Annotated in this window: 18 protein-coding genes; 11 read left to right on the top strand and 7 right to left on the bottom strand. The window is 72.5% G+C overall.

The window, feature by feature from the left end; genetic code table 11:
- From ACN27D_RS34355 to ACN27D_RS34345, 3 genes are all read right to left on the bottom strand, one after another.
- Entirely contained in the window at positions 1–393 is a 393-nt protein-coding gene (locus ACN27D_RS34355) for an SCO5389 family protein (RefSeq protein ID WP_120569497.1), read from the bottom strand.
- 138 nt (positions 394–531) lie between these two features.
- Positions 532–5,997 carry a carboxyl transferase domain-containing protein gene (locus ACN27D_RS34350; protein WP_421501017.1) on the bottom strand — a complete coding sequence of 1,822 codons (5,466 nt, stop codon included), beginning with the start codon at positions 5,995–5,997 and terminating at the stop codon, positions 532–534.
- 235 nt (positions 5,998–6,232) lie between these two features.
- Positions 6,233–6,463 (bottom strand): DUF2188 domain-containing protein, encoded by a 231-nt coding sequence (locus tag ACN27D_RS34345; RefSeq protein WP_013286814.1) that lies wholly within the window; start codon positions 6,461–6,463, stop codon positions 6,233–6,235.
- Positions 6,464–6,638: 175 nt separating this feature from the next.
- Here ACN27D_RS34345 and ACN27D_RS34340 point away from each other — a divergent pair, with 175 nt between their 5' ends.
- The 3 genes from ACN27D_RS34340 (at position 6,639) to ACN27D_RS34330 (ending at position 8,259) form a co-directional block, all read left to right on the top strand.
- The gene (locus tag ACN27D_RS34340) at positions 6,639–7,289 is read left to right on the top strand and encodes a class I SAM-dependent methyltransferase (RefSeq protein WP_421501016.1); all 651 of its coding nucleotides are present in this window, start codon (positions 6,639–6,641) and stop codon (positions 7,287–7,289) included.
- A gap of 84 nt (positions 7,290–7,373) precedes the next feature.
- On the top strand, positions 7,374–7,988 hold the full coding sequence (locus ACN27D_RS34335) for a superoxide dismutase (protein ID WP_358171645.1): 615 nt from the start codon (positions 7,374–7,376) through the stop codon (positions 7,986–7,988).
- 4 nt (positions 7,989–7,992) lie between these two features.
- A complete protein-coding gene (locus tag ACN27D_RS34330) occupies positions 7,993–8,259 on the top strand; it encodes a superoxide dismutase (RefSeq protein ID WP_358171646.1) in 267 nt (88 codons plus the stop codon).
- A 17-nt stretch (positions 8,260–8,276) separates the two neighbouring features.
- Here ACN27D_RS34330 and ACN27D_RS34325 read toward each other — a convergent pair whose 3' ends face one another.
- Both ACN27D_RS34325 and ACN27D_RS34320 read right to left on the bottom strand, forming a co-directional pair.
- Positions 8,277–9,500 (bottom strand): sugar efflux transporter, encoded by a 1,224-nt coding sequence (locus tag ACN27D_RS34325; RefSeq protein ID WP_421501015.1) that lies wholly within the window; start codon positions 9,498–9,500, stop codon positions 8,277–8,279.
- Positions 9,501–9,556: 56 nt separating this feature from the next.
- Positions 9,557–11,131 (bottom strand): FMN-binding glutamate synthase family protein, encoded by a 1,575-nt coding sequence (locus ACN27D_RS34320; RefSeq protein WP_421501014.1) that lies wholly within the window; start codon positions 11,129–11,131, stop codon positions 9,557–9,559.
- A 40-nt stretch (positions 11,132–11,171) separates the two neighbouring features.
- Here ACN27D_RS34320 and ACN27D_RS34315 point away from each other — a divergent pair, with 40 nt between their 5' ends.
- From ACN27D_RS34315 to ACN27D_RS34300, 4 genes are all read left to right on the top strand, one after another.
- Positions 11,172–11,780, top strand: a complete 609-nt coding sequence (locus ACN27D_RS34315) for an RNA polymerase sigma factor (RefSeq protein WP_121683741.1) — start codon at positions 11,172–11,174, stop codon at positions 11,778–11,780.
- On the top strand, positions 11,773–12,486 hold the full coding sequence (locus tag ACN27D_RS34310; RefSeq protein ID WP_252448099.1) for a hypothetical protein: 714 nt from the start codon (positions 11,773–11,775) through the stop codon (positions 12,484–12,486). The genes ACN27D_RS34315 and ACN27D_RS34310 overlap by 8 nt, the downstream gene beginning before the upstream one ends.
- Positions 12,487–12,553: 67 nt before the next feature.
- Positions 12,554–13,084 carry a hypothetical protein gene (locus tag ACN27D_RS34305; RefSeq protein WP_121683743.1) on the top strand — a complete coding sequence of 177 codons (531 nt, stop codon included), beginning with the start codon at positions 12,554–12,556 and terminating at the stop codon, positions 13,082–13,084.
- A gap of 45 nt (positions 13,085–13,129) precedes the next feature.
- A complete protein-coding gene (locus ACN27D_RS34300; RefSeq protein ID WP_121683744.1) occupies positions 13,130–13,690 on the top strand; it encodes a DUF5872 domain-containing protein in 561 nt (186 codons plus the stop codon).
- Positions 13,691–13,759: 69 nt separating this feature from the next.
- Here ACN27D_RS34300 and ACN27D_RS34295 read toward each other — a convergent pair whose 3' ends face one another.
- Positions 13,760–14,953, bottom strand: a complete 1,194-nt coding sequence (locus ACN27D_RS34295; protein ID WP_421501013.1) for an endo-1,4-beta-xylanase — start codon at positions 14,951–14,953, stop codon at positions 13,760–13,762.
- 209 nt (positions 14,954–15,162) lie between these two features.
- On the bottom strand, positions 15,163–16,167 hold the full coding sequence (locus tag ACN27D_RS34290) for a LacI family DNA-binding transcriptional regulator (RefSeq protein WP_120569507.1): 1,005 nt from the start codon (positions 16,165–16,167) through the stop codon (positions 15,163–15,165).
- A gap of 177 nt (positions 16,168–16,344) precedes the next feature.
- On the opposite strand from ACN27D_RS34290, the gene ACN27D_RS34285 reads away from it, so the two are divergent.
- The 4 genes from ACN27D_RS34285 to ACN27D_RS34270 are packed head-to-tail and all read left to right on the top strand — an operon-like array spanning position 16,345 to position 21,835.
- On the top strand, positions 16,345–17,613 hold the full coding sequence (locus tag ACN27D_RS34285; RefSeq protein ID WP_233585521.1) for an ABC transporter substrate-binding protein: 1,269 nt from the start codon (positions 16,345–16,347) through the stop codon (positions 17,611–17,613).
- Entirely contained in the window at positions 17,610–18,608 is a 999-nt protein-coding gene (locus ACN27D_RS34280; RefSeq protein WP_121683747.1) for a carbohydrate ABC transporter permease, read from the top strand. Before ACN27D_RS34285 ends, ACN27D_RS34280 begins: the two co-directional genes overlap by 4 nt.
- Positions 18,605–19,471, top strand: coding sequence for a carbohydrate ABC transporter permease (locus tag ACN27D_RS34275; RefSeq protein ID WP_121683748.1), 867 nt, complete (start codon positions 18,605–18,607; stop codon positions 19,469–19,471). Before ACN27D_RS34280 ends, ACN27D_RS34275 begins: the two co-directional genes overlap by 4 nt.
- Positions 19,472–19,510: 39 nt before the next feature.
- Positions 19,511–21,835: a glycoside hydrolase family 3 N-terminal domain-containing protein gene (locus tag ACN27D_RS34270; RefSeq protein ID WP_421501012.1), complete on the top strand. Its 2,325-nt coding sequence runs from the start codon at positions 19,511–19,513 to the stop codon at positions 21,833–21,835.
- Positions 21,836–21,945 lie beyond the last annotated feature (110 nt).

The raw sequence follows: 21,945 nt of genomic DNA, 5'->3' as shown, positions 1-21,945 counted from the left end.
TCAGCAGTTGCGCAGCGCCGGCGACTGGTTGAGCAACTGGCCGCGGCTGGAGGTGAACCGGCGGTACGCCTCGGAGCCTCCCGCGCCGGGGCGGAACGCCGCGACCCGGTGGCAGTTCTGGAACGCCAGCGTCACCCCGAAGTGCCGCTCCAGGCCGGCGCGGATCGCGTCGCTGGCCAGCGCGCGCAGCAGTTGCCCGCGCTCGGCGTCGCCGGGCGGCGGCACCACGTTGTCGGCGAACTCGGCGTCGGACGCGGCCAGGTCGGCAGCGACCCGGCTGACCGTCTCCCAGGCGTACGGCAGGGAGTCGCGGACGCAGGCGACGAACTCCTCCTCGTTCACGGGACCGGTCTCGGCGGCGTGTAGCAGGGCGGGCGGAACGGTGAGCGACATGTCTCCTCCGGAGCGCTAAAGAACACGGTTTCCATTACCAACTGAGCACACCACGCGACCGGCGGCCCGTCAAGCACCGGCGCACGCGAAACGGCGGGCGGACCCGCAGGCCCGCCCGCCGTCCGGCGATGGAACGTGTCAGCGCAGGCGCGCCTCGATCGCCTCGATGACGCGGGGACGCAGCTCGGCGGCCCGGATCACCGCGTCGACCGAACCGACCTCGACCGCGCGCTGGATGCTGTGCACCCGGTCGAACTCGGCGGCCACCTCGCCCAGCTTCTCCGCCCGCACCGACGAGCGCAGCTCGTCCAGCTCGGCGGTGAGCGTCGCCCGCTCGGTGCCGGCCGCGGCGGCGACCTTCGCCTCCAGGTCGCGTACCCGCGCGTCGGCGGCGGTGCGGGCGGCGACCTCGCCGGCGAACACCACGGCCGCGGCGGGCGCGCCACCGAGCACCGAGGCGAACGACCCCTCGATCGCCAGCACCGTCATGTCCGGGTTGAGCGCCTTGGAGAAGACCACGAACGCGCCGCCGTGGTAGCGCGAGATCACGCAGAACACGATCGGGCCGCGGAAGTTGACGATCGCCCGGCCGATCTCCGCGCCGTACTCCAGTTGCAGCTTGCGCATCGACTCGGGTGAGCCGTCGAAGCCGGACAGGTTGGCCAGCACGACCAGCGGCCGGTTGCCGCTCGCCGCGTTGATCGCCCGCGCGGCCTTCTTCGACGAGCGCGGGAACAGCGTGCCCGCGGTGTAGGTGTCCGGGCCGTCGGTGGGCGGGAAGCCGTGCCGGGGCACCGAGCGGGACTCGATGCCGAGCAGGCACACCGGGATGCCGCCGAGGTGCACGTCCTGCACCACGGCGGTCTCCGCGTCGGCCATGCCGGCCCACCGCTCCAGCACCGGGTGGTCCTGGTCGGCGAGCGCCCGCATGACGGTACGGATGTCGAACGGCTTCTTGCGGTCCGGGTTGGCGGTGGCGGAGAAGATCTCGCCCACCGTGGCGAAGTCGCTGCCGGCCACCGCGTGCGGATAGCCGCAGACGTCCCGGTCCACCGGGTCCATCGTGACGGCCCGGCGCGGGGCGTGCTCGCCCGGCGCGACGTACGTGTGGTCGTAGTGCGCCATCAGCACGTCCCGCGCGGCCGGCAGGTCCGGCGCCCAGTACTGCGCCTGCCCGTTCGGGCCCATCACCCGGTCGTAGCCGCCGATGCCGAAGTTGTCCTCGGCCGAGACGCCGCCGGAGAAGTCGAGCGACTGCTTGCCGGTGAGCACCATCGCGGAGTCCGGCGTCATGACGAGCACGCCCTTGGTGTGCATGAGCATCGTCGCCTCGGCGTTCCAGTACGGCTGGGCGCCGACGTTGATGCCGGCCACCACGATGTTGATCTCACCGCCGTCCTGGGTGAACTCGACGATGCGCTTGAGCGCCGCGGCCACCCAGTCCATGTTCTCGGTGCCGGAGGTCATCGAGATCCGGGCGCCGGCGCTCAACGCGTACCACTCCAGCGGCACGCCCATCCGCTGCGCCAGGTCCAGCGCGGCGATCACCCGCCGGCACTCCGGCTCGGACAGCGCGCCCAGCGACTTGGTCGGGTCGCCCAGCAGCACCACCCGGGTCACGCCCTGCGGGTGCCGCAGCGTCGGGGTGGTCACCACACCGGCTACGATCGCCGCGCTGTTGCGGCCCTTCGGCCGGTCCACCGGCACCAGCTGGTGGTCCGCGTCCAGGTCGTGCTCGACGAAGTCGCCCAGCAGGCCGGTCAGCTCGTACGGGTAGACCGTGTTGCGCCCGGCCGCCCGCAGCACCTTCAGCCGGTAGTCGTCCAGCGGCTCGACCGGCTCGGCCGGCGGCTCGCCGACCGTCAGCTGCGCGTGCCCGGTCACGTCGAACGTGATCCGCACGCCCACCTTGGTCAGCTCGCCGGTACGCCGGTCGCGCTGCCGCGCGATGAACAGGATCTCCTCCAGCTCGGCGCCCACAGTGGTCGGGCGTACCCGCCCGGCGATCAGCTCCATCTCCTCGCGGGTCAGCTCGCTCGGCGGCCACACGTAGACGACGATCCGGTTGGTCGGGAACCGCGACTTCGACGGCCGCCGCGACTGCGCCCGGCGGATCGAGTCGATGCAGGCCGCCACCGTGTCCTCGGTGGTCGGCAGCGCCACCAGACGGCCGTCCTGCTCCCGCAGCTCGGTCAGGTCACGCACCTGCGCGAACGCCACCAGCCGCTGGTCGGACGGGTTCTGCCGGGCCACCGCCTGGAACAGGTAGACCTCCTCGTCCAGCGACGGCAGCCGGGTCAGGTCGAACTCGCGCAGCCGTTCCAGTTGCATCCGCTGCGCGATGTACGGGTGCAGGCCGCGGATCAGCCGCTCCTCGGCCATCCCGCCGCCCTCCGCCGGGCGGAACGTGACGTGGTGGTGCATCACCGCGCCACCACGCCCGGCGACGGTGGTGGTGAGGCGGCGTACCTGCTGCGGCAGCGGGTGCGCGTTGACCACGTCCAGCAGCGCGGCGGCGGTGGCGTCCAGGTCCTCCGGCTGGTTCTCCCAGGCCAGGTAGACGTCCGCGTCGACGGCCTCGCAGTCGCGGGCCACCTCGGCCAGGCCGCGCAGCGCGTCGCCGAGCGCGTCGAAGCGTACGGCGGCCGAGACCACGCTCGACCCGTCCCGCCCGGCCACCACGAACGTGCAACCACCGGCGGTGCGGGTACGCACCTCGGTGAGCGCCTTGTTGCCGTAGTAGCGGCGGGTCAGCACCTCCAGCATGGCCGCGTTGTCCAGGTCGTTGCGGACCAGGCGCTGGCCGAGCAGCCGGACCAGCGGTTCGGTGCTGCGGACCATCTCGGCGATCCGCTCGGCGCGGTCCGGCGCGTCCGGCTGCGCGTCGAGGTGCCGCAGGTGGGTACGGACCTGGGCGTAGACCCGGGCCCGGTTGCGGCGCAGCAGCGGCTGGGCGAACCAGGCGAACACCACGCCCCGGGCCAGGTCGGCGACCACCGGGAAGCGGACCTGGGTGGCCGCGACGAGCCGCTCCAGCGTGAGGCCGGCCGGCTCGCGCAGCGCCTCGTCCGGCGGCGGCTCGCGCAGCCAGGAGCGCAGCAGCGCGGCGATCACCGTGGCGTCGGCGGCGGCCCGCTGCTGGGCCAGGAAGATCCGGAAGACCGCGGCCTCCAGCTCGGGGGAGCGGTCCAGTTCGGTGACGCCATAGTGGGCGAGCGCCTTCGCCAGGCGGGCCCGGAACGACTCGGGGGAACCGGCCCGCTCGACGTCGAGGCTCTGCAGGTAGGTGTGGAAGTACTCGCGGGCGCTGTGCACGTGCCCGCCCGGCCCGTCGTCGCCGCCGGGCCGGTTCCGGCTCAGCTCGGCCAGGTCGGCGAAGACGCCGACCAGCTCCAGTTCCTCGGCCAGCGGCCGGTGCCCGGCCTCGGTGGCCGCGCGCCGCGCGTCCAGGTAGTCGTCGAGCACCCGGCGCTCGTCGTGCGGGTCCACGTCGTAGCCGAGCAGCAGGGCGCACAGGTCCTCCTGGCCGCGCTCGGCCCGGGACCGCGCCGGCACGTCCGCGGGCGCGGCGGGCAGGTCCAGCTCGACCGCCGGTCCGGCCGGGCCGTCGGCGGCCTCGGCGTCGTCGTCGGCGACCGGCTCCAGGCGCAGCAGCGGCGCGCCGGCCTCCACCTGGGTGCCCACCGCCACCGACGACTCCTTGAGGCGGGCCCGGAACGGTGCCCGCAGCACCGTCTCCATCTTCATCGCCTCCAGCACCAGCACCGGCGCGCCGGCCTCGACCTCCGCGCCGACGGCGAGCGGCGTGGCGACCACGAGCGCAGGCATGGGGGAGCGCAGCACGCCGCCCTCGTCGCGGCTGATCCGGTGCGTCACGCCGTCCACCTCGACCAGGTGGACCGGGCCGTGGGTGTCGGTGAGCAGGCGGAACCGGGCGCCGTTGACGGCGATCTGGCCGGTGTGCCGGTCGAAGCGGTCCAGCTCGACGTCGGCGGTGCGGACGTCGCCACCGGCCTCGACACCGACCCGGAACCGGTGCGCGCCGACCCGGGCCACCCGCATCCGGTAGGTCACGCCGCGCAGCTTCAGGTCCAGCGGCCGGCCGCTGCGGTGCTGCACCTGCGGACGTCCACCGGCCGCCGTGGACAGCAGCCGCTGCCGTTCGGCGGTCTCGTCCTCCTCGTACGCCTCGATCGCGGCGGCGGCGAGCGCCACGGCGGAGTGCCGGTGCGCGACCAGGCGGCCCTCGCCGCGTACCCGGTCGATCCAGCCGGTGTCCGCGCTGGCGTCGATCACCTCGGGCTGGTCGAGCAGGTCGAGCACGAAGCTCTTGTTCGTCGCGCCGCCGGCGATGACCACAGTGGTGTTCGCCATCGCCCGGCGCAGGCGGCCCAGCGCCTCGTTCCGGTCCCGGCCGTACGCGATGATCTTGGCGATCATGGAGTCGAAGTCGGCCGGGATGGTGTCGCCCTCGCTGACCCCGGTGTCGACCCGGATACCGGGACCGGCGGGCAGGTCCAGCCGGGTGATCCAGCCGGGGGAGGGGGCGAAGTCGCGGTCCGGGTCCTCGGCGTTGAGCCGCGCCTCGATCGCGTGCCCGCGCTCGACCGGCGGCTCGCCGGTGAGCCGGCCGCCGCCGGCCACGTGCAGCTGGGCCTTGACCAGGTCGAACCCGGTGGTCGACTCGGTGATCGGGTGCTCGACCTGAAGGCGCGTGTTGACCTCCAGGAACGCGAACAGCCGGTCGCCCGGGTGGTAGAGGAACTCGACTGTGGCCGCGCCCCGGTAGCCGACGGCGACCGCCAGCCGTTCGGCCGACGCCTTCAGTTCCGCGGTCTGCTCCGGGCTCAGCACCGGCGACGCGGACTCCTCGATCACCTTCTGGTTGCGCCGCTGCACCGAGCAGTCCCGTACCCCGAGCGCCCACGCGGTGCCCTGGCCGTCCGCGATCACCTGGACCTCGACGTGCCGGGCGCCGGTGACCAGGCGCTCCAGGAACACCACGCCGCTGCCGAACGCCCGCGCGGCCTCCTGGCTGGTGCGCTCGTAGGCGTCGGCCAGCTCGGCGTCGCTGCGGATCACCCGGATGCCGCGTCCGCCGCCACCGGCTGTGGCCTTGAGCATCAGCGGGTAGCCGATCGAGGCCGCCGCGCGCAGCGCGTCCTCCAGGCTCTCCACCGCGCCGCGGCTCCACGGCGCGACCGGCACGCCGACCTCCTCGGCGATCAGCTTCGCGCCGATCTTGTCGCCGAGCTTGCGCATGGCGTCCGGGCTCGGCCCGACGAACGTCACGCCGATCTTCTCGCACAGCTCGGCGAACGCCGGGTCCTCGGCCACGAAACCCCAGCCCACCCACGCGGCGTCCGCGCCGGTCTCGACCAGCGCGCGCTCCAGGGCTTTGAGGTCCAGGTACGGGCGGGCGGACGCTGGGCCCAGGTCGTAGGCGACGTCCGCCTCGCGGACGAAGGTGGCGGTACGGTCGACGTCGGTGTACAGCGCGACGGTCTCGATCCGGCTGCCGGTCTCCGCGGCCAGTTCCCGGACCGCGTGGATGAGCCGCATCGCGGCCTCACCACGGTTGACGATGGCGACACGGGTGAACACGTGACCGTCCCCTTCGGTTGACCCACTCCTGTGCGCCGGGCGCGGCGATGCCCCCGGCCTGCCTCACCTTTCCGCCTGTGCGCGGGCGGCGCCATGTCGTAACGGCCGAAGCCTGAGCGGGGACCGTTGTAGGAACCGAACAAAAGTTTTTAGCCAGCCACTCACTACCCGCCGGTACGCGATACGGCGCCGGACCCGTTCGGATCCGACGCCGTATCGCGTCTGCGCTGAGTGCTCAGCCCGGAATCTCCCGGGGGTCGCGGCTGCGGGGGTAGGTGTTCTTCTCGCCGATCGTGCCGTCCTGCTTCTTGATCACGTGCTCGGCGCCGCGCTCGGCCGCCATCTCCCGGCCGGCCGCCTCGGCCTCTGCCTTGGTGTCGTGGCGGCTGGTCGCGCGCTCGTTGCCCTCCGGGCGGTTCTTCCACTGCCCGTCCTGCTGGTAGGTGTCGATGTCGCCCTTCGCCATGCCGTCAGCTCCCTCGTTCGCGTGTCCGATGACAAATGTCTGCCCACGGGCGCGGTGCGTTAATCCTGCGGTCGCCCAATGATTTGCCGGAACGGCAAGGTTCCTTGCTGTCCGGTCCGAGGCGACGCACGATGGCGGGGCCGGTCGGGAGACGACCGGCGGCGAGGAGGCAGACATGACGGGGCACCACCACGAGCATCCGGCGGCGGACACCGACCCGGCCCGGTTCTGGGACGAGCGGTACGGCCAGCGGGACCGGATCTGGAGCGGCCGGGTGAACCCGGTCCTGGCCGAGGTGGCCGCCGCGCTGCCCCCGGGCACCGTGCTCGACCTGGGGTCCGGTGAGGGCGGCGACGCGGTGTGGCTGGCGTCGAAGGGATGGCGGGTCACCGCAGTGGACATCTCGTCCGTCGCGCTGGACCGCCTCGCCGTCGAGGCCGAGCGGGCCGGAGTGGCGGAGCGGATCACCACCGTCCGGCACGACCTGACGCAGGGCTTCCCGCCCGGCCGGTACGACCTCGTGTCCGCGCAGTTCTTCCAGTCGCCACTGGTCCTGCCCCGGGAGACGGTGCTGCCCCCGGCGGCCGAGGCGGTCGCGCCCGGCGGCCGGCTGCTCGTCGTCGAGCACGGCGCGCCGCCGCCGTGGGCCGGGTCCGACACCGGCCACCACCGGTTCGCCGAACCGGAGGAGATCCTGGCCGCGATGAGCCTCGACCCGGACGGCTGGGACACCGAGCGGCTGGGCGCGGCGCGCCGCATCGCCACCGGCCCGGACGGCCAGACCGGCGAGCTGATCGACCACGTGGTCCTGGTGCGGCGCCGCTGACCGCGCGGCGGGACAGGAGCGCCGTCGGCACCTTGTTGCACTATGTTGGCAACAGCAAGGAACCGGCAAGAACATGGAGGATCGATGGCGCTCTACACCCTGCCCGACATGCCCTACGACTACGGCGCCCTGGAGCCCGCCATGTCCGGCGAGATCCTGGAGCTGCACCACAGCAAGCACCACGCGGCGTACGTCAAGGGCGCCAACGACGGTCTGGAGCAGCTCGCGGAGGCTCGCGAGAAGGGCGACTTCGGCCGGCTGGTCGGGCTGGAGAAGACGTTCGCGTTCAACCTGTCCGGGCACGTGCTGCACACGATCTTCTGGGGGAACCTGTCGCCGGACGGCGGTGACCGTCCGGACGGCGAGCTGGCCGCGGCGATCGACGAGCACTTCGGCTCGTTCGACGCGTTCGCCGGCCAGCTGTCGGCGGCCACGAAGAGCGTGCAGGGCTCCGGGTGGGGTGTGCTCGCCTGGGAGCCGCTGGGGCAGCGGCTGATCGTCGAGCAGGTCTACGACCACCACGGCAACGTCGGCCAGGGCGCCACGCCGCTGCTGGTCTTCGACGCCTGGGAGCACGCCTACTACCTGCAGTACCGCAACGTGCGTCCGGACTACGTGGACCGGCTGTGGAACCTGGTGAACTGGTCGGACGTGATCGCACGCTTCGACGCCGCCCGCGCCGCGACGCCGAAGATCTGATCCGGTGAGCGGGCCCATCCCCGAGGCGGCGGAACTGGTGCAGCGCGCCGCCGGGGTGATCGCGGCCAAGCACCGGGGTGACCTCGCCGGCGCCGAGGATCTGCTCGCCGCGTTCCCCGGCGAGCAGGCCCGGACCCTCGGGTTCTACCTGCTCGCCGACCTGGCTCTCGGCCTGGTGCGGGCTGGTAGTGGGCAGAGCATGGACGACCTCGTCCGGGAGTTGTCCCTCCTGATCGCGGCCACCGCCGGTCACCCGCCGGCGCCGAGCTGATCACCGGTGCCCGTGAGTCACCCGCCCACGGGCACCGGTTCGGCCCGCGCCGCCGGCCGGGTCAGCAGCAGCACCAGCAGCCCGGTCGCGCACAGCGCGGTGCTCATGCCGTATGCCCACCGGTAGCCGACCTGCGCGGAGATCCCGAGCAGCGGCCCGGCGAGCATGGCCCCGATCGGGAACGTGTTGGTGAACAGCGTGGTGGCCCGGCCCGGCTCGCCCGGCAGCAGATCCTGCACGTAGGCGATGCCGACGCCGGACACCGCGGCGATGAACAGCGCGTTCACCGGCTGCGTGAACAGCAGGACCGGCACGTTCGGCGCCAGCGCGGCGGTCGCGTAGTAGGCGACCCCGCAGGCACCGCCGACCAGGACCAGCGTCCGCAGCCGGACCCGCGCGGTCAGCGCGCCCAGCCCGAGCATCAGCGGGATCTCCAGTGCCGCGCACAGGCCCAGCACCAGTCCGGCGCGGGAGGGGTCGTCGTTCAGTTCGGTGTCGATGAACAGCGGCAGCGCCTGCACACCGACCGTCAGCGGGCACTGGAGCAGGACGAACGCGAGCACCGTCAGCGCCAGCCGCAGCCGGGACGCGCCGGGTGGGCCGGGCGCGGCGCCGTCCGGATCGCCCGCGACCGGCCGCGCCGGCAGCGGCAGCTCCTCCAGCCGGAACGCGGCCACCAGCGCGGCCAGCGCGTACATGACGGCGGCCATGCCGTAGACCAGGCGGAAGCCGCCGACGTCGAGCAGCACCGCGGCCAGCGCCGGCCCGGCCACCCAGGCCAGCGAGAACACGGTACGCATGAGGCTGACGCCGAACGCGGCCCGCGCCGGATCGTCCCTGTCGAACAGCGCCCGGGTGTACGCGAACGACTGCGGGAACAGCGAGTTCGCCAGCGCCGTGGCGGTCGCGGTGAGCCCCAGCAGGATCCAGTAGTCGCGGACGTACGCGGTCAGACCCGCGCCCACCACGCCGGCCAGCGCGGCGCCGACGAGCAGCGCGCGCCGGATCGGCAGGCGGTCCGACAGCCGGCCGATCAGCGCCGAGGCGACCACCCCGGAGAGCGGGGCGACGACCAGGAACACGGTCACCCGTAACGGACTGGCGTGGACCTCGCGGTCGAGGAACAGCGACAGGAACGGCAGCACCACGGCGGTGGAGAGGCCGACGGTCAGGAACACCACACCCAGCGGGAGCAGCCGGAATCGGCCGGCGCGCACCGCCGGCCTCGTGTCCACAGCCATGCGGCGGACTGTACGCGGCGGCGGTGCGGCGGCCGACCGAGTTTCCGCCGCCCGGGTCAACCGACGGCGGTGGGGGAGGGCGGCGCGCTGCCGCCCTGCGGCGCCTCGGCCGTCATCAGCCGGACGATCTCCGACCGGTCGGCTGCCGACGGCATTCCCCACTCCGGCCGGTAGCCGAACGCCCGGTCCAGCGGGATCGAGGAGGTCCGGCCGTCGAGGATCTCCACCGAGTCGGTGCCGATCAGCCCGGGATGCTCGACGCCACACGCCTCGGCCACCTTGACCAGGTCGCGGCGCAGCGTACGGATGTAGTTCGCGGCCCGGACCGACTTGCGGGCCGGGTCCAGACCCCGGGCCAGCCAGGCGTTCTGCGTGGCGACGCCGGTCGGGCAGGTGTCGGTGTGGCACTTCTGCGCCTGGATGCAGCCGATCGCCAGCATCGCCTCCCGCCCGACGTTGACCATGTCGGCGCCGAGCGCGAACGCCACCACGGCGTTGTCCGGCAGGCCCAGCTTGCCGGCGCCGACGAACACCACGCTCTCGTGCAGGTCGCGTTCGGCGAACGTCCGGTAGACCCGGGAGAAGCCCTGCTGGAACGGCAGCGAGACGGAGTCGCTGAAGATCAGCGGCGCGGCGCCGGTGCCGCCCTCGCCGCCGTCGACGGTCACGAAGTCCACGCCACGGCCGGTGTCGCGCATCAGCGTGGTCAGCTCCTCCCAGAACCCCAGGTCGCCGACGGCGGACTTGATGCCGACCGGCAGCCCGGTCTCGGCGGCGAGCAGCTCCACCCAGTCAAGCAGGCTGTCGCAGTCGGAGAACTCGGCGTGCCGGGACGGGCTGACACAGTCGCGTCCCTCCGGGATGCCCCGGGTGGCGGCGATCTCGGCGGAGACCTTCGCCGCCGGCAGCAGCCCGCCGAGGCTCGGCTTGGCGCCCTGGCTGAGCTTGATCTCCAGCGCGCGTACCGGCGCCGACGCCACCAGGTCCTTGAGCCGTTCCAGGCTGAACCGGCCCTGCTCGTCGCGGCAGCCGAAGTACGCGGTGCCGAGCTGGAAGACCAGCTCGCCGCCGTTGCGGTGGTACGGCGACAGCCCGCCCTCACCGGTGTTGTGCAGGCACCCGGCCAGCGCGGCGCCCCGGTTGAGCGCCTCGACCGCGTTGCCGGACAGCGACCCGAAGCTCATCCCGGAGATGTTCACCACCGACTCCGGCCGGAACGCGTGCGCCCGGCCGCGCGCCGCGCCGAGCACCTTGGCGCAGGGCAGCGTCACGTCGTGCCCGGCGGTCGGCGCCGACGGCGGGACCGCCCGGCCGAACGTGCGGTGCTTGATGATCGGATAGCCGGACGTGTGCTCGATGTCGTTGTCGGTGCCGAAACCGAAGTAGTTGTTCTCCTGCTTGGCCGAGGCGTACACCCAGCGCCGCTGGTCGCGGGTGAACGGCCGTTCCTCGTCGTTGCCGGCCACGATGTACTGCCGCAGCTCCGGGCCGATCGACTCGATCAGGTACCGGGCCCGGCCCAGCACCGGGAAGTTGCGGCGCAGCGCGTGGTCGCGTTGCAGCAGGTCCCGCGCCGCCAGCGCGGCGACGGCGGCGACGGCTGCGGGTACGGCTCTCTTCGCCCAGCTCATCCCGCCACTCTTTCCGCCCCGGCACCCGGCCAAACTCCCGGTGGAACCCGGGCGGCGCGAGCGGTGTCATGGAAGCGGACCGACGGAGGCTGCCCTGGACGACGACGAACTCGTCACCCGCGTACGCGCCGGCGACCGGGAGGCGTACGACGCCCTGGTCGCCCGGCACACCGCGCCCGCGTACCGGACTGCGGTGCTGCTCGGCGCCGGTCCGGACGCCGAGGACGTGGTCCAGGAGGCGTTCGTGAAGGCGTACCGGAAACTGTCCCGCTACCGGGCCGAGGCGTCGTTCCGGTCCTGGCTGCTCGCGATCGTCGCCAACGAGACCCGGAACCTGCACCGGACGCGCACCCGGCGCGACGGGCTGACGCTGCGCGCGGCGGCGGTGGACCCGGTCGCGACGGTCACCGCCGACGACGGGCTCGACGCCGTGCTGGCGGCCGAGCGCCGGGCCGCGCTGGTCGGGGCGCTGCGCCGGCTGCCCGTCCGCGATCGGGAGGTGATCGTCTGCCGCTACCTGCTCGACCTCGGCGAGGACGAGACGGTGACCGTGCTGGGGCTGCCCCGGGGCACCGTGAAGTCACGGACCCACCGGGCGCTGGCGAAGCTGCGTGCCCTGCTGGACCGGGAGGTGGCGCACCGTGGATGACCTGGAACGGGAGCTGCGTGAGCTGACCGGCTGGCTGGAGCCGGCGCGGACGCCCGACCTCACCGCGCGGGTCCGCGCCCGGCTCGACGCGCCCGCGCCGCGCCGCCGGTGGCGATACGTGCTGGCCGCCGCGCTCGCCGCCCTGCTCGTGGCGGCGCTGCCGCCGGGCCGGGCCGCACTCGCCGGCGCGGTGACCGGGCTGCTGCGGATCTCCGGGGTCGTCATCGACACCGCACCCGCGCCGCCACCGGCGGGTACGCCCTCGCCGCTGCCCGCGCAGCACCAGGTCGCGCTCGCCGAGGCGCAGCGGCAGGTCCGCTTCCCGGTCCGCGTGCCGGCCCGCCTCGGCCCGCCCGAACGTGTGCTCGTCGCCGATCCGGACGGCGCCGGCGCGCACCGGGTCGTCAGCCTGCTCTACCGGGGCGGGACGGTGCGGCTGGACGCGTTCGACGGCTCGCTCGACATCGTGTTCCACAAGCGGTCCGCCGGGGCGGACGTGACGCTCACCCAGGTCGGCGGCGAGTTCGCGATCTGGGTGGGCGGTCCGCACGCGCTGGCGTACGTGGACCGTTCAGGGACGGAACGGGTCGCCACCGCGCGGTTGTCCGCCGCCACGCTGATCTGGGAGCGGGCCGGGGTGAGCTACCGGCTGGAGGGCGACCTCACCCGTGAGCAGGCGCTGGACGTCGCGTCCTCGGTGGAGTGAGCGCGGCGGGAACCTCGGGGCGCCGGGCGGTGTCGGGAAGACGAGAGTCGTCGACGGGGGAGGCCGGATGTCCGTTCGGAGAAGAGTCCTGCTGGTGCCGGTCCTGCTGCTGGCCGGTTGCAGCGGCCCGGCCGCGGTCCCGGCGGGCGCGCCGGCCACGGTCCCGGCCACCACGCCCGCCGCGGAACCGGCCGTGCCGGCGGCCTGCGCGGAGCGGCTGGAGACCGGCCGGCTGCCGGACTGGGCGGATGCCGGGTTCACCGGCGACACCCGGGTGCGGCACGTCTTCGGCACCCGGGGCGACATCGTGGCGATCCTGTTCGCGTACCCGCTGGTGCACGCGCGCGGCGACGGCGCGAACAACAAGATCCTCTGGGTGGCGCGCCCCGAGCCGGGCCGGTCCGAGCCGGCGCAGCGGACACCCCTGGTGATCACCGCGACGCGCGACGGGACGGACAGTCCGGTCGTCCGCCGCGTGGACGGCGGGCCCGGGCCGTCCATCGTCGACCTGCCGGCCGCCGGGTGCTGGCGGCTGCGGCTGGACTGGTCGGGGCGCACCGACACGATGGATCTGGTGTACCGGCCGGCGTCCGGCTGACCGGCTGACCGGCATGGCCGCTCCCGGTCCGGGTAACGCTGCGTCATGGCGAAGTACACCGAGCCGGAACTGCGGGAACGCCTCAAGGCCGAGATCCGCGCCTCCGACAGGGGCGGACGGCCGGGGCAGTGGTCGGCCCGCAAGTCGCAGCTGCTGACGAACGAGTACAAGAAGGCCGGCGGGGGATTCGAGGGCCCGAAGGACGCACGGCAGCGCTCGCTGCAACGCTGGGGCGGCGAGAAGTGGCAGACCCGCAGCGGTGACACGCGCGCCCGCAACGGTGGCGAAACGCGCCGTTACCTGCCCGAACAGGCGTGGAAGGAGCTGTCGGAGAACGAACGGCGCGCCACCGACACCCGCAAGCGCCGCGCGTCGCGCTCCGGCCGCCAGTACGTGCCGAACACCGGCCCGGCGAAGCGGGCCCGCCGGGACGCCACGGCCGCCGAGCAGATCAACGAGCTGCCGGTGACCGAGGCGGTCAAGCTGGTCCGCGACCTCGACACCCGCCAGCTCGGCGCGGCGCTGCGCCGGGAGCGCGGCGGCAAGGCCCGCAAGACGCTCATCGGACGGCTGGAGTCGGAACTGGGCCGGCGCCGGGCGGCGTGAGCGCGGACCGGCCGGACACAGGCGGCGGGGCCGGTCACCGGACCGGCCCCGCCGTGGTGCGCCGGTCGTCTAGCGGCGCGGGTGCTGCGGGATGCGCGGCAGCACGTAGGGCGGACCGGAGAAGATCAGGTCCGACTTCAGCTCGTGGTACGCGAGCTTCGGCTGGTAGTTCTCGTCGTAGACGGTGGCCAGGCCCTCCGGCGGGTCGGAGAACGCCCCGGGCACCCAGGAGTGCTTGTCGGTGAAGCCCCAGAGGGTGAACGACAGGCAGTGCCGCTCGGCCAGGCAGGCCTGCATCAGCACGCTGAAGTTCGCCGCGGACGCCTGCAGGCGAGGGTTGATCTCCGCGGAGTCGCCGCCCTCCACCCCTTCGGTGATCTGGCTGCGCACGTCCACCTCGGTGAGGGCCGTGGCCAGCCCGAGCCCGGCGAACTTGCGCAGCGCCGCGGCCACCTGGAGCGTGCTGAAGTTGCCGTACTGGGTGCCCAGGTGGCCCTGTGCGCCCACGCCGTCGATCGGCACGCCCTTGGCCCGCAGGTCACGGGCCATGTTGTAGACGAACTGCGTCTTGTCGTCGGCCGGGTTGCCGGAGCCGAACGCCTCGATGTTGTAGTCGTTGTAGAACAGCAGCGCCTTCGGGTCGGCGGCGCGGGCCCAGCGGAACGCGTCGGCGATGTAGCCGGGCCCGAGGTTCTGCGCCCAGAACCCCTTGTAGTGCAGGGTGGACGGGGTGTCCCAGGGGTCGCTGACCGCCTCGTTCACCACGTCCCACTGCCAGATCTTGCCCTTGAAGTGGGTGACCACAGCGGTGATGTGGTCGCGCAGGATCTGGCGCAGCTCGGCCTTGCTGATCGAGCCGTCCGCGACCCCGCTGGTCAGCCACGCGGGCAACTGGTTGTGCCAGACCAGCACGTGGCCCCGGACCCGCTGGTTGTTCTTGCGGGCGAAGTCGATCAGCTCGTCGGCCGGGCCCCAGTTGTATGTGCCGCGGGTGGGTTCGAGGCTCTCCCACTTCATCACGTTCTCGGCGGTGACAGTGGAGAACTCGGACGCGGCTATCTGGCGGTACTGCGGTTCGCTGGCGTCGTTGAGGGCGGCCATGTCCACTGCGGTGCCCACGTACAGGCCGTGGCGCTTGGCCAGCTCGCGCAGGCTCTGCGCGGCCGGGTCGTACGGCCGTCCGGCCGTCGCGGGGACGACGTTGAGGGCGGTGGCGGTCACGACGGCGACGGCGCCGGCGGCGAGCCAACGTCTCAGCTTCATGGTCGTTCCTTTCGGGAGGGTGCGCACGGCCGGGGGCCGGCGGTGGCGGTGCCGGGAACGCCGCGGCGTGGAACGGACCGGCGGGCGCCCGGGTGGACGGACGGTGCGGGCTTCCGAAACTTCCGGTATCACTTCCGGAAGTAGCCCGAAACATTACGGACGCCGATAGCCGTCCGTCAATCACCGGATCGGGAGGGTGAGGTGACGCCTCAGCGCAGCGGGCGGCAGGAGGCCCGGACGACCAGCTCGGTGGGGAGCTGGATGTGCGTGTCCCGCTCGACGCCGGCGATGAGGTCGATCAGCAGGCGCAGCGACTCGGCGCCCATGCGTTGCAGCGGCTGCCGGATCGTGGTGAGCGGTGGGTCGACGAGTGCCGACTCCGGGATGTTGTCGAAGCCGATGACCGACAGGTCGTCCGGTACGCCGAGGCCGAGGCCGCGGGCGACGTCCACCGTGGAGATCGCCGAGAGGTCGTTGCCGGCGAAGATCGCGGTCGGCCGGTCGGGGAGCGCGAGCAGTTCGGCGGCGGTGCTGGCCGCGGTCTCGGTGCGGAAGCCGCCGACCCGGACGAGCTGCTCGTCGACGGGCACGCCCGCGTCGGCCATCGCCTTGCGGAACCCGGCCTCGCGCAGGCGGGCCGACTCCAGGTCGGGCCGGCCGCTGATGTGCGCGATCCGCCGGTGCCCGAGCGACAGCAGGTGGTCGGTGGCCAGCACCGCACCGGCGAAGTTGTCGGAGTCGACGGTGGGCAGGCCGGACGGGCCGGTGTGCGGGTCGACGGCCACCACGTGGAAGCCGTGCTTGGTCTCGACCACGGTCGGCGTCACGATCACCGCGCCGTCGATGAGCGTCCCGGACAGCCGGGCCAGCGAGCGCCGCTCCCACCCTATGGCCGCGCCCTCGCCGTCGCCGCTGGAGTAGGCGAGCAGCTGGTAGCCGCTGCCGGCGACCTCCCGGGAGGCGCCCTTGAGCAACTCGGTGGAGAACGGCTCGAACTCGGCGACCAGGATGCCCAGCACGTTCGTGCGATGGCTGCGCAGGCTCTGCGCCCCGAGGCTGGCCTCGTAGCCGAGCTCGTGGATGACCTGCTGGACGCGCTCGACGGTGGCCTGCGCGACGCCGTACCTTCCATTGACAACCTTGGATACGGTTGCCACCGAGACGCCGGCCGTACGTGCCACGTCCGACATCTTGACGCGCTGCTCGAACACCACGCGGACGATGATAGAGGGCTCCTCCGGCGGGATCGAAGACGATGTCGAAAACGTTATCGATACCGATTGACTTCACGTTACGGCCCTGTAAAACTCCCCCGCAGGTAACCCGGCTAAGTGGTCGAGGAGACATCTATGGCGATGAAGCGCCGTGCTGGTGCCGTCCTGGCACTGTTTGTGACAAGCGCTCTGCTGGCCTCCGCGTGCAGTGGTGGTGGCGAGGAGGAGAAGGCCGCCGAGAGCGAGCTGTACAAGAACCCGGTGACGTTGACCTGGTGGCACAACGCCTCGCAGGACGGGCCCGGCAAGACGTACTGGGAGAAGGTCGCCAAGGACTTCTCCGCAGCCCACCCGACCGTCAAGATCGAGATCGAGGCGATCGAGACGAACCAGCTCCAGCGCACCCGGCTCCCCGCCGCGCTGCTGAGCAACGACCCGCCGGACGTCTTCCAGGCCTGGGGCGGCGGCGAGATGCGCGAGCAGGTCGAGGCCGACTACCTCAAGGACATCACCGACCAGGTGAAGGACGAGGTGGCCGACATCGGCAGCGCCTCGGAGATCTGGCAGGTGAACGGCAAGCAGTACGGTCTGCCGTACCGGATGGGCATCGAGGGCATCTGGTACAACAAGGACATGTTCGCGAGGGCGGGCATCACGGCGCCGCCGGCCACCTTCGAGGAGCTCAACGCCGCGGTCACCAAGCTCAAGGCCATCAACGTCGTCCCGATCGCCCTCGGCGCCGGTGACAAGTGGCCCGCCGCGCACTGGTGGTACAACTTCGCGCTGCGTGCCTGCTCGGTCGACACGCTGAAGAAGGCCACCACCGACCGGACCTTCGACGACCCGTGCTTCGTCAAGGCCGGCCAGGACCTGAAGGCGTTCATCGACACCAAGCCGTTCCAGAACAACTTCATCGCCACGCCGGGCCAGAACGACCCGACCAGCGCCAACGGCCTGCTCGCCAACGGCAAGGCCGCGATGGAGCTGATGGGCGACTGGAACCGCGGCACCCTGGACACCGTGGCCACCGACAAGGCGGCCCTGGGCAAGTTCCTCGGCTGGTTCCCGGTGCCGGCGATCTCCGGCTCCGCCGGTGACCCGAAGGCCGCCCTGGGCGGCGGCGACGGCTTCGCCTGCTCCAAGAACGCCCCGGCCGAGTGCGTCGAGTTCCTCAAGTACCTCGTCAGCCCCGAGGTGCAGAAGGGCTACGCCGCCACCGGCACCGGCCTGCCGGTCGCCAAGGGCGCGGCCGACGGCGTCACCGACCCGGCCCTGAAGTCCATCCTGGAGTCCACCTCCTCGGCCACCTACGTGCAGCTCTGGCTCGACACCGCCTTCGGCAGCACCGTCGGCAACGCGATGAACGACGCGATCGTCGCGATCTTCGCCGGCAACGGGACACCTGAGAAGGTCGTCTCGGCCATGAAGGCGGCCGCAAGCAAGTGACGTCCGCATCGCAGACCCGTATGCCCGCCGGCGGCGTGACCGCGCCGCCGGCGGGCCTCCGGCCCGGCGCACGAGCCGCCTCACGCCGCGCCGAGACCCGCCGCAAGTGGTACGAGATCATCGGGCTGACCACGCCGGCGGTCCTCATCTACGTGCTGTTCGTGCTGGTGCCGATGGGCTTCGCGTTCTACTACAGCCTGTTCCGCTGGCGCGGCGTCGGCCCGCCCACCGAGTACGTCGGCTTCCGCAACTACACGCTCGCGTTCCAGGACCCGATCTTCCTCGACGCGCTGCGCAACAACGCGATCATCGTGTTCGGATCGCTGCTCATCCAGGGCCCCGTCGCACTCGGCATCGCCCTGCTGCTCAACCGCCGCTTCCGCGGACGCTCGGCGTTCCGCCTGCTGGTCTTCGTGCCGTACGTGCTGGCCGAGGTCACCGTCGGCATCATGTGGAAGCTGATCCTGACCGACGGCGGCACGCTCGACGCGCTGCTGCGGTCGATCGGCCTGGGCGGCTTCGTGCAGGCGTGGCTGGCCGACCTCGACGTGGTCATCTGGACGCTGCTGTTCGTCCTCACCTGGAAGTACGTCGGCTTCGCCATCATCCTCCTGCTCGCCGGCCTGTCGAACGTGCCGCCGGAGCTGAACGAGGCGGCCGAGATCGACGGCGCGAGCTGGTGGCAGATCCAGCGCCACGTCACGCTGCCGCTGCTCGGCCCCACCATCCGGATCTGGATGTTCCTGTCGATGATCGGCTCGTTGCAGGTCTTCGACATGGTCTGGGTGACCTCGGTGCCCGCGGTGCGCTCGCTCGGCGCCTCGGCCACCATGGCCACGTACATGGTGGACAACGGCTTCTTCGCCCGGCTGTGGGGCTACGGCAACGCGGTGGCCGTGATCCTGTTCGCCATCTCCTTCGTCGCGGCGCTGCTGTTCCAGCGGTTCCTGCTCCGCCGTGACATCGAGGGCGCCATCACCCGGAAGGGGAAGTGACAGTGGCCGTGAACTCCGTACCCGCCCCCTCCGCCGGGCGCCGGCCGGTGCAGTGGAACACGCCGCTGACGTACGCGCTGGCGCTCGCGGTCGCGGCCGTGTCGATCGCGCCCGTCGTGTACGTCATCGTCGGTGGTTTCCGCACCACGCCGCAGATCGTGGACGACCCGGCCGGCCTGCCCGACCCGTGGGTCTGGGAGAACTACTACCGGGTGCTCACGCAGAGCGGGTTCTGGCGGCAGGCGTTCAACAGCGCCGTGGTCGCGTTCGGCACCACGCTCGGCGTGGTGGTGCTCGGCATGGCCGCGGCGTTCGTGCTGGCCCGGTACACGTTCCGGGGACGCGAGGCGCTCTACACCTTCTTCACCCTCGGCCTGCTGTTCCCGGCCGGCGCGGCGATCCTGCCGCTGTACCTCCTGCTGCGTGACCTGAACCTGATCAACTCCTACTACGCGGTGATCCTTCCGCAGGTGGCCTTCTCGCTGCCGCTCACGATCGTCATCCTGCGGCCGTTCCTGTCGGCCATCCCGCGGGAGCTGGAGGACGCGGCTGCCATCGACGGCGCCGGCCGGCTCGGCTTCCTCTGGCGGATCGTGCTGCCGCTGTCGCGGCCCGCGGTCGTCACCGTCGGCATCCTCGCGTTCGTGGCGAGCTGGAACGCGTTCCTCCTGCCGCTGCTCGTCCTCGGGGACGTCAACCTGCACACCCTGCCGCTGGGCGTGCAGAACTTCTCCAGCCAGTACACCACCGACACCGCGGGAGTCCTCGCCTTCACGTCGCTGGCGATGTTGCCGGCGCTGCTGTTCTTCACCCTGGCGGAGAAGCAGATCGTGGGCGGTCTCCAGGGCGCGGTCAAGGGCTGAGCGGCAGCGGTACCAGCACAACCAGTGGAAAGGCACACCATGACAGAGGTCCACGCGCTGGTGGACGGGCCGGTACCGGCTCAGGCAGGTTCGGGCCACGACCGGCCGGACGGGCCCGACGCCGAGGCGCGCGTACGGGAACTGCTCGCTCGTATGACGATCGAGGAGAAGGTCGCGCAGCTCGTCGGGTTCTGGGAGAAGGAGGACGGTGAGGCGGTCGCGCCCCTGCAGGGCGAGTTCGCCGACACCGGCCGGCTCGAGGACTTCTCCCGGCACGGGCTGGGTCACCTGACCCGCGCCTACGGCACCCGCCCGGTCGACGCCGCCGCCCGCGCGGCGTGGCTGTGGAAGTTCCAGCGGGACCTGGTGACGGGCACCCGGCTGGGCATCCCGGCCATCGTGCACGAGGAGTGCCTGACCGGCCTGTCGGCGTGGAAGGCGGCCACCTTCCCGACGCCGCTGGCCTGGGGCGCCGCGTTCGATCCCGACCTGGTCACCGAGATGGCGGCGGCGATCGGGGCCTCGATGCGCGCGCTCGGCATCCACCAGGGACTGTCCCCGGTGCTGGATGTGATCCGGGATCCCCGCTGGGGCCGGGTCGACGAGTGCATCGCCGAGGACCCTTACCTCGTCGGCACCATCGGCACCTCGTACGTGCGGGGACTGCAGTCGCAGGGCGTGCTCGCCACGCTGAAGCACTTCGCCGGCTACTCCGCCTCGCGGGCCGGGCGCAACTTCGGCCCGGTGCACGCCGGTCCCCGGGAACTCGCCGACGTGCTGCTGCCGCCGTTCGAGATGGCGCTGCTCGACGGCGACGCCCGCAGCGTCATGCACTCGTACGCCGAGATCGACGGCGTGCCGGTCGCGGCCGACCCGACGATGCTCACCGACCTGCTGCGGGACCGGTGGGGCTTCGACGGCACGGTGGTGGCCGACTACTACGGGGTGGCCTTCCTCAACCTGCTGCACCACGTCGCGGCCGACAACGCGGAGGCGGCGGTGCAGGCGCTGAGCGCGGGCCTCGACATCGAGCTGCCCACCGGTGACGCCTACCTGACCCTGACCGAGTCGGTGCGGGCCGGGGCCGTCGACGAGGCGCTGGTCGACCGGGCGGTGCTGCGCGTCCTGCGCCAGAAGCGGGAACTCGGACTGCTCGACGCCACGTTCGACGACGAGCCGCCGGGCGCGATCGACCTCGACTCGCCGGAGCACCGGTCGATCGCACGCCGGCTCGCCGAGGAGTCGGTCGTCCTGGTCGCCAACGAGGGTGTGCTCCCGCTGCCGGCGGGCCGCCGGGTGGCGGTCGTCGGCCCGAACGCGGACCGGCAGGGCGCGCTGTTCGGCTGCTACTCCTTCCTCAACCACGTGCTGGCCCACCACCCGGGTGTGGAGACCGGCTTCGAGGTGCCGACCGTGCTGGAGGCGGTGCGCGCCGAGTTCGGCGCCGGCTCGGTCACCTTCGCGGCCGGCTGTGAGGTGGACTCGGCGGACCGGTCCGGGTTCGACGAGGCGGTCGCCGCCGCGTCCGCCGCCGACGTGGCGGTGCTCGTGATGGGCGACCACGCCAGCCTGTTCGGCCGCGGCACCGTAGGCGAGGGCTGCGACCGGGACGACCTGGAGCTGCCCGGCGTGCAGCGCCAGCTCGTCGAGGCGGTGCTGGACACCGGCACCCCGGTCGTCCTGGTGCTGCTCACCGGCCGCCCGTACACGCTCGGCTGGGCGCTGTCCCGCTGCGCGGCGGTGGTGCAGACGTTCTTCCCGGGCGAGGAGGGCGCCGGAGCGATCGCGGGCGTGCTGTCCGGGCGGGTCAACCCGTCCGGCCGGCTGCCGGTCACCCTGCCCGGCTCGGCCGGCGCGCAGCCGTACTCGTACCTGCACCCCGAGCTGGGGGAGGGCATGAACGGCACCAACCTGCCGGCGACCCCGGTGGCGCCGTTCGGGCACGGGCTGTCCTTCACCACGTTCGCGTACACCGATCTGACCGTGCCGGCCGAGGTGCCGACCGACGGGACGCTGCGGGTGTCGGTGCGCGTGACGAACACCGGCCCGGTCGCCGGTGACGACGTGGTGCAGCTCTACGGCCGCGACCTGGTCGCCTCGGTGACCCGGCCGGTCGCGCAGCTGCTCGGCTACCGGCGGGTGAGCCTGGAGCCGGGCGCCTCGGTCACGGTCGAGCTGACCGTGCCGACCACGCGGCTGGCGTTCAGCGACCGCACGCTGACCCGTGTGGTGGAGCCCGGTGAGGTCGACGTCTGGGTCGGCACGAGCGCCCGGCGCGACGTCCAGGCGCGGACGACGCTGACCGGCGACACCGTCGCGATCACCGCCGAATCGCCCCGCTGGACGACGACCGACCTCCGCTGAGCCGGGTCCGCCGGTCGTCCACGGGGCGGCCGGCGGACCCTTTCAGCTCATATTGGCGTTATGTCGTTTTTGACTCAGTAGGCTCCAGGATGTCATCCAGCCCGTGACCC

Origin of the sequence: Micromonospora sp. WMMD1274, assembly GCF_049179035.1 — a bacterium.
Classification (GTDB): domain Bacteria; phylum Actinomycetota; class Actinomycetes; order Mycobacteriales; family Micromonosporaceae; genus Micromonospora; species Micromonospora tulbaghiae.
This window is presented reverse-complemented; position numbering and strand designations above follow the sequence as displayed.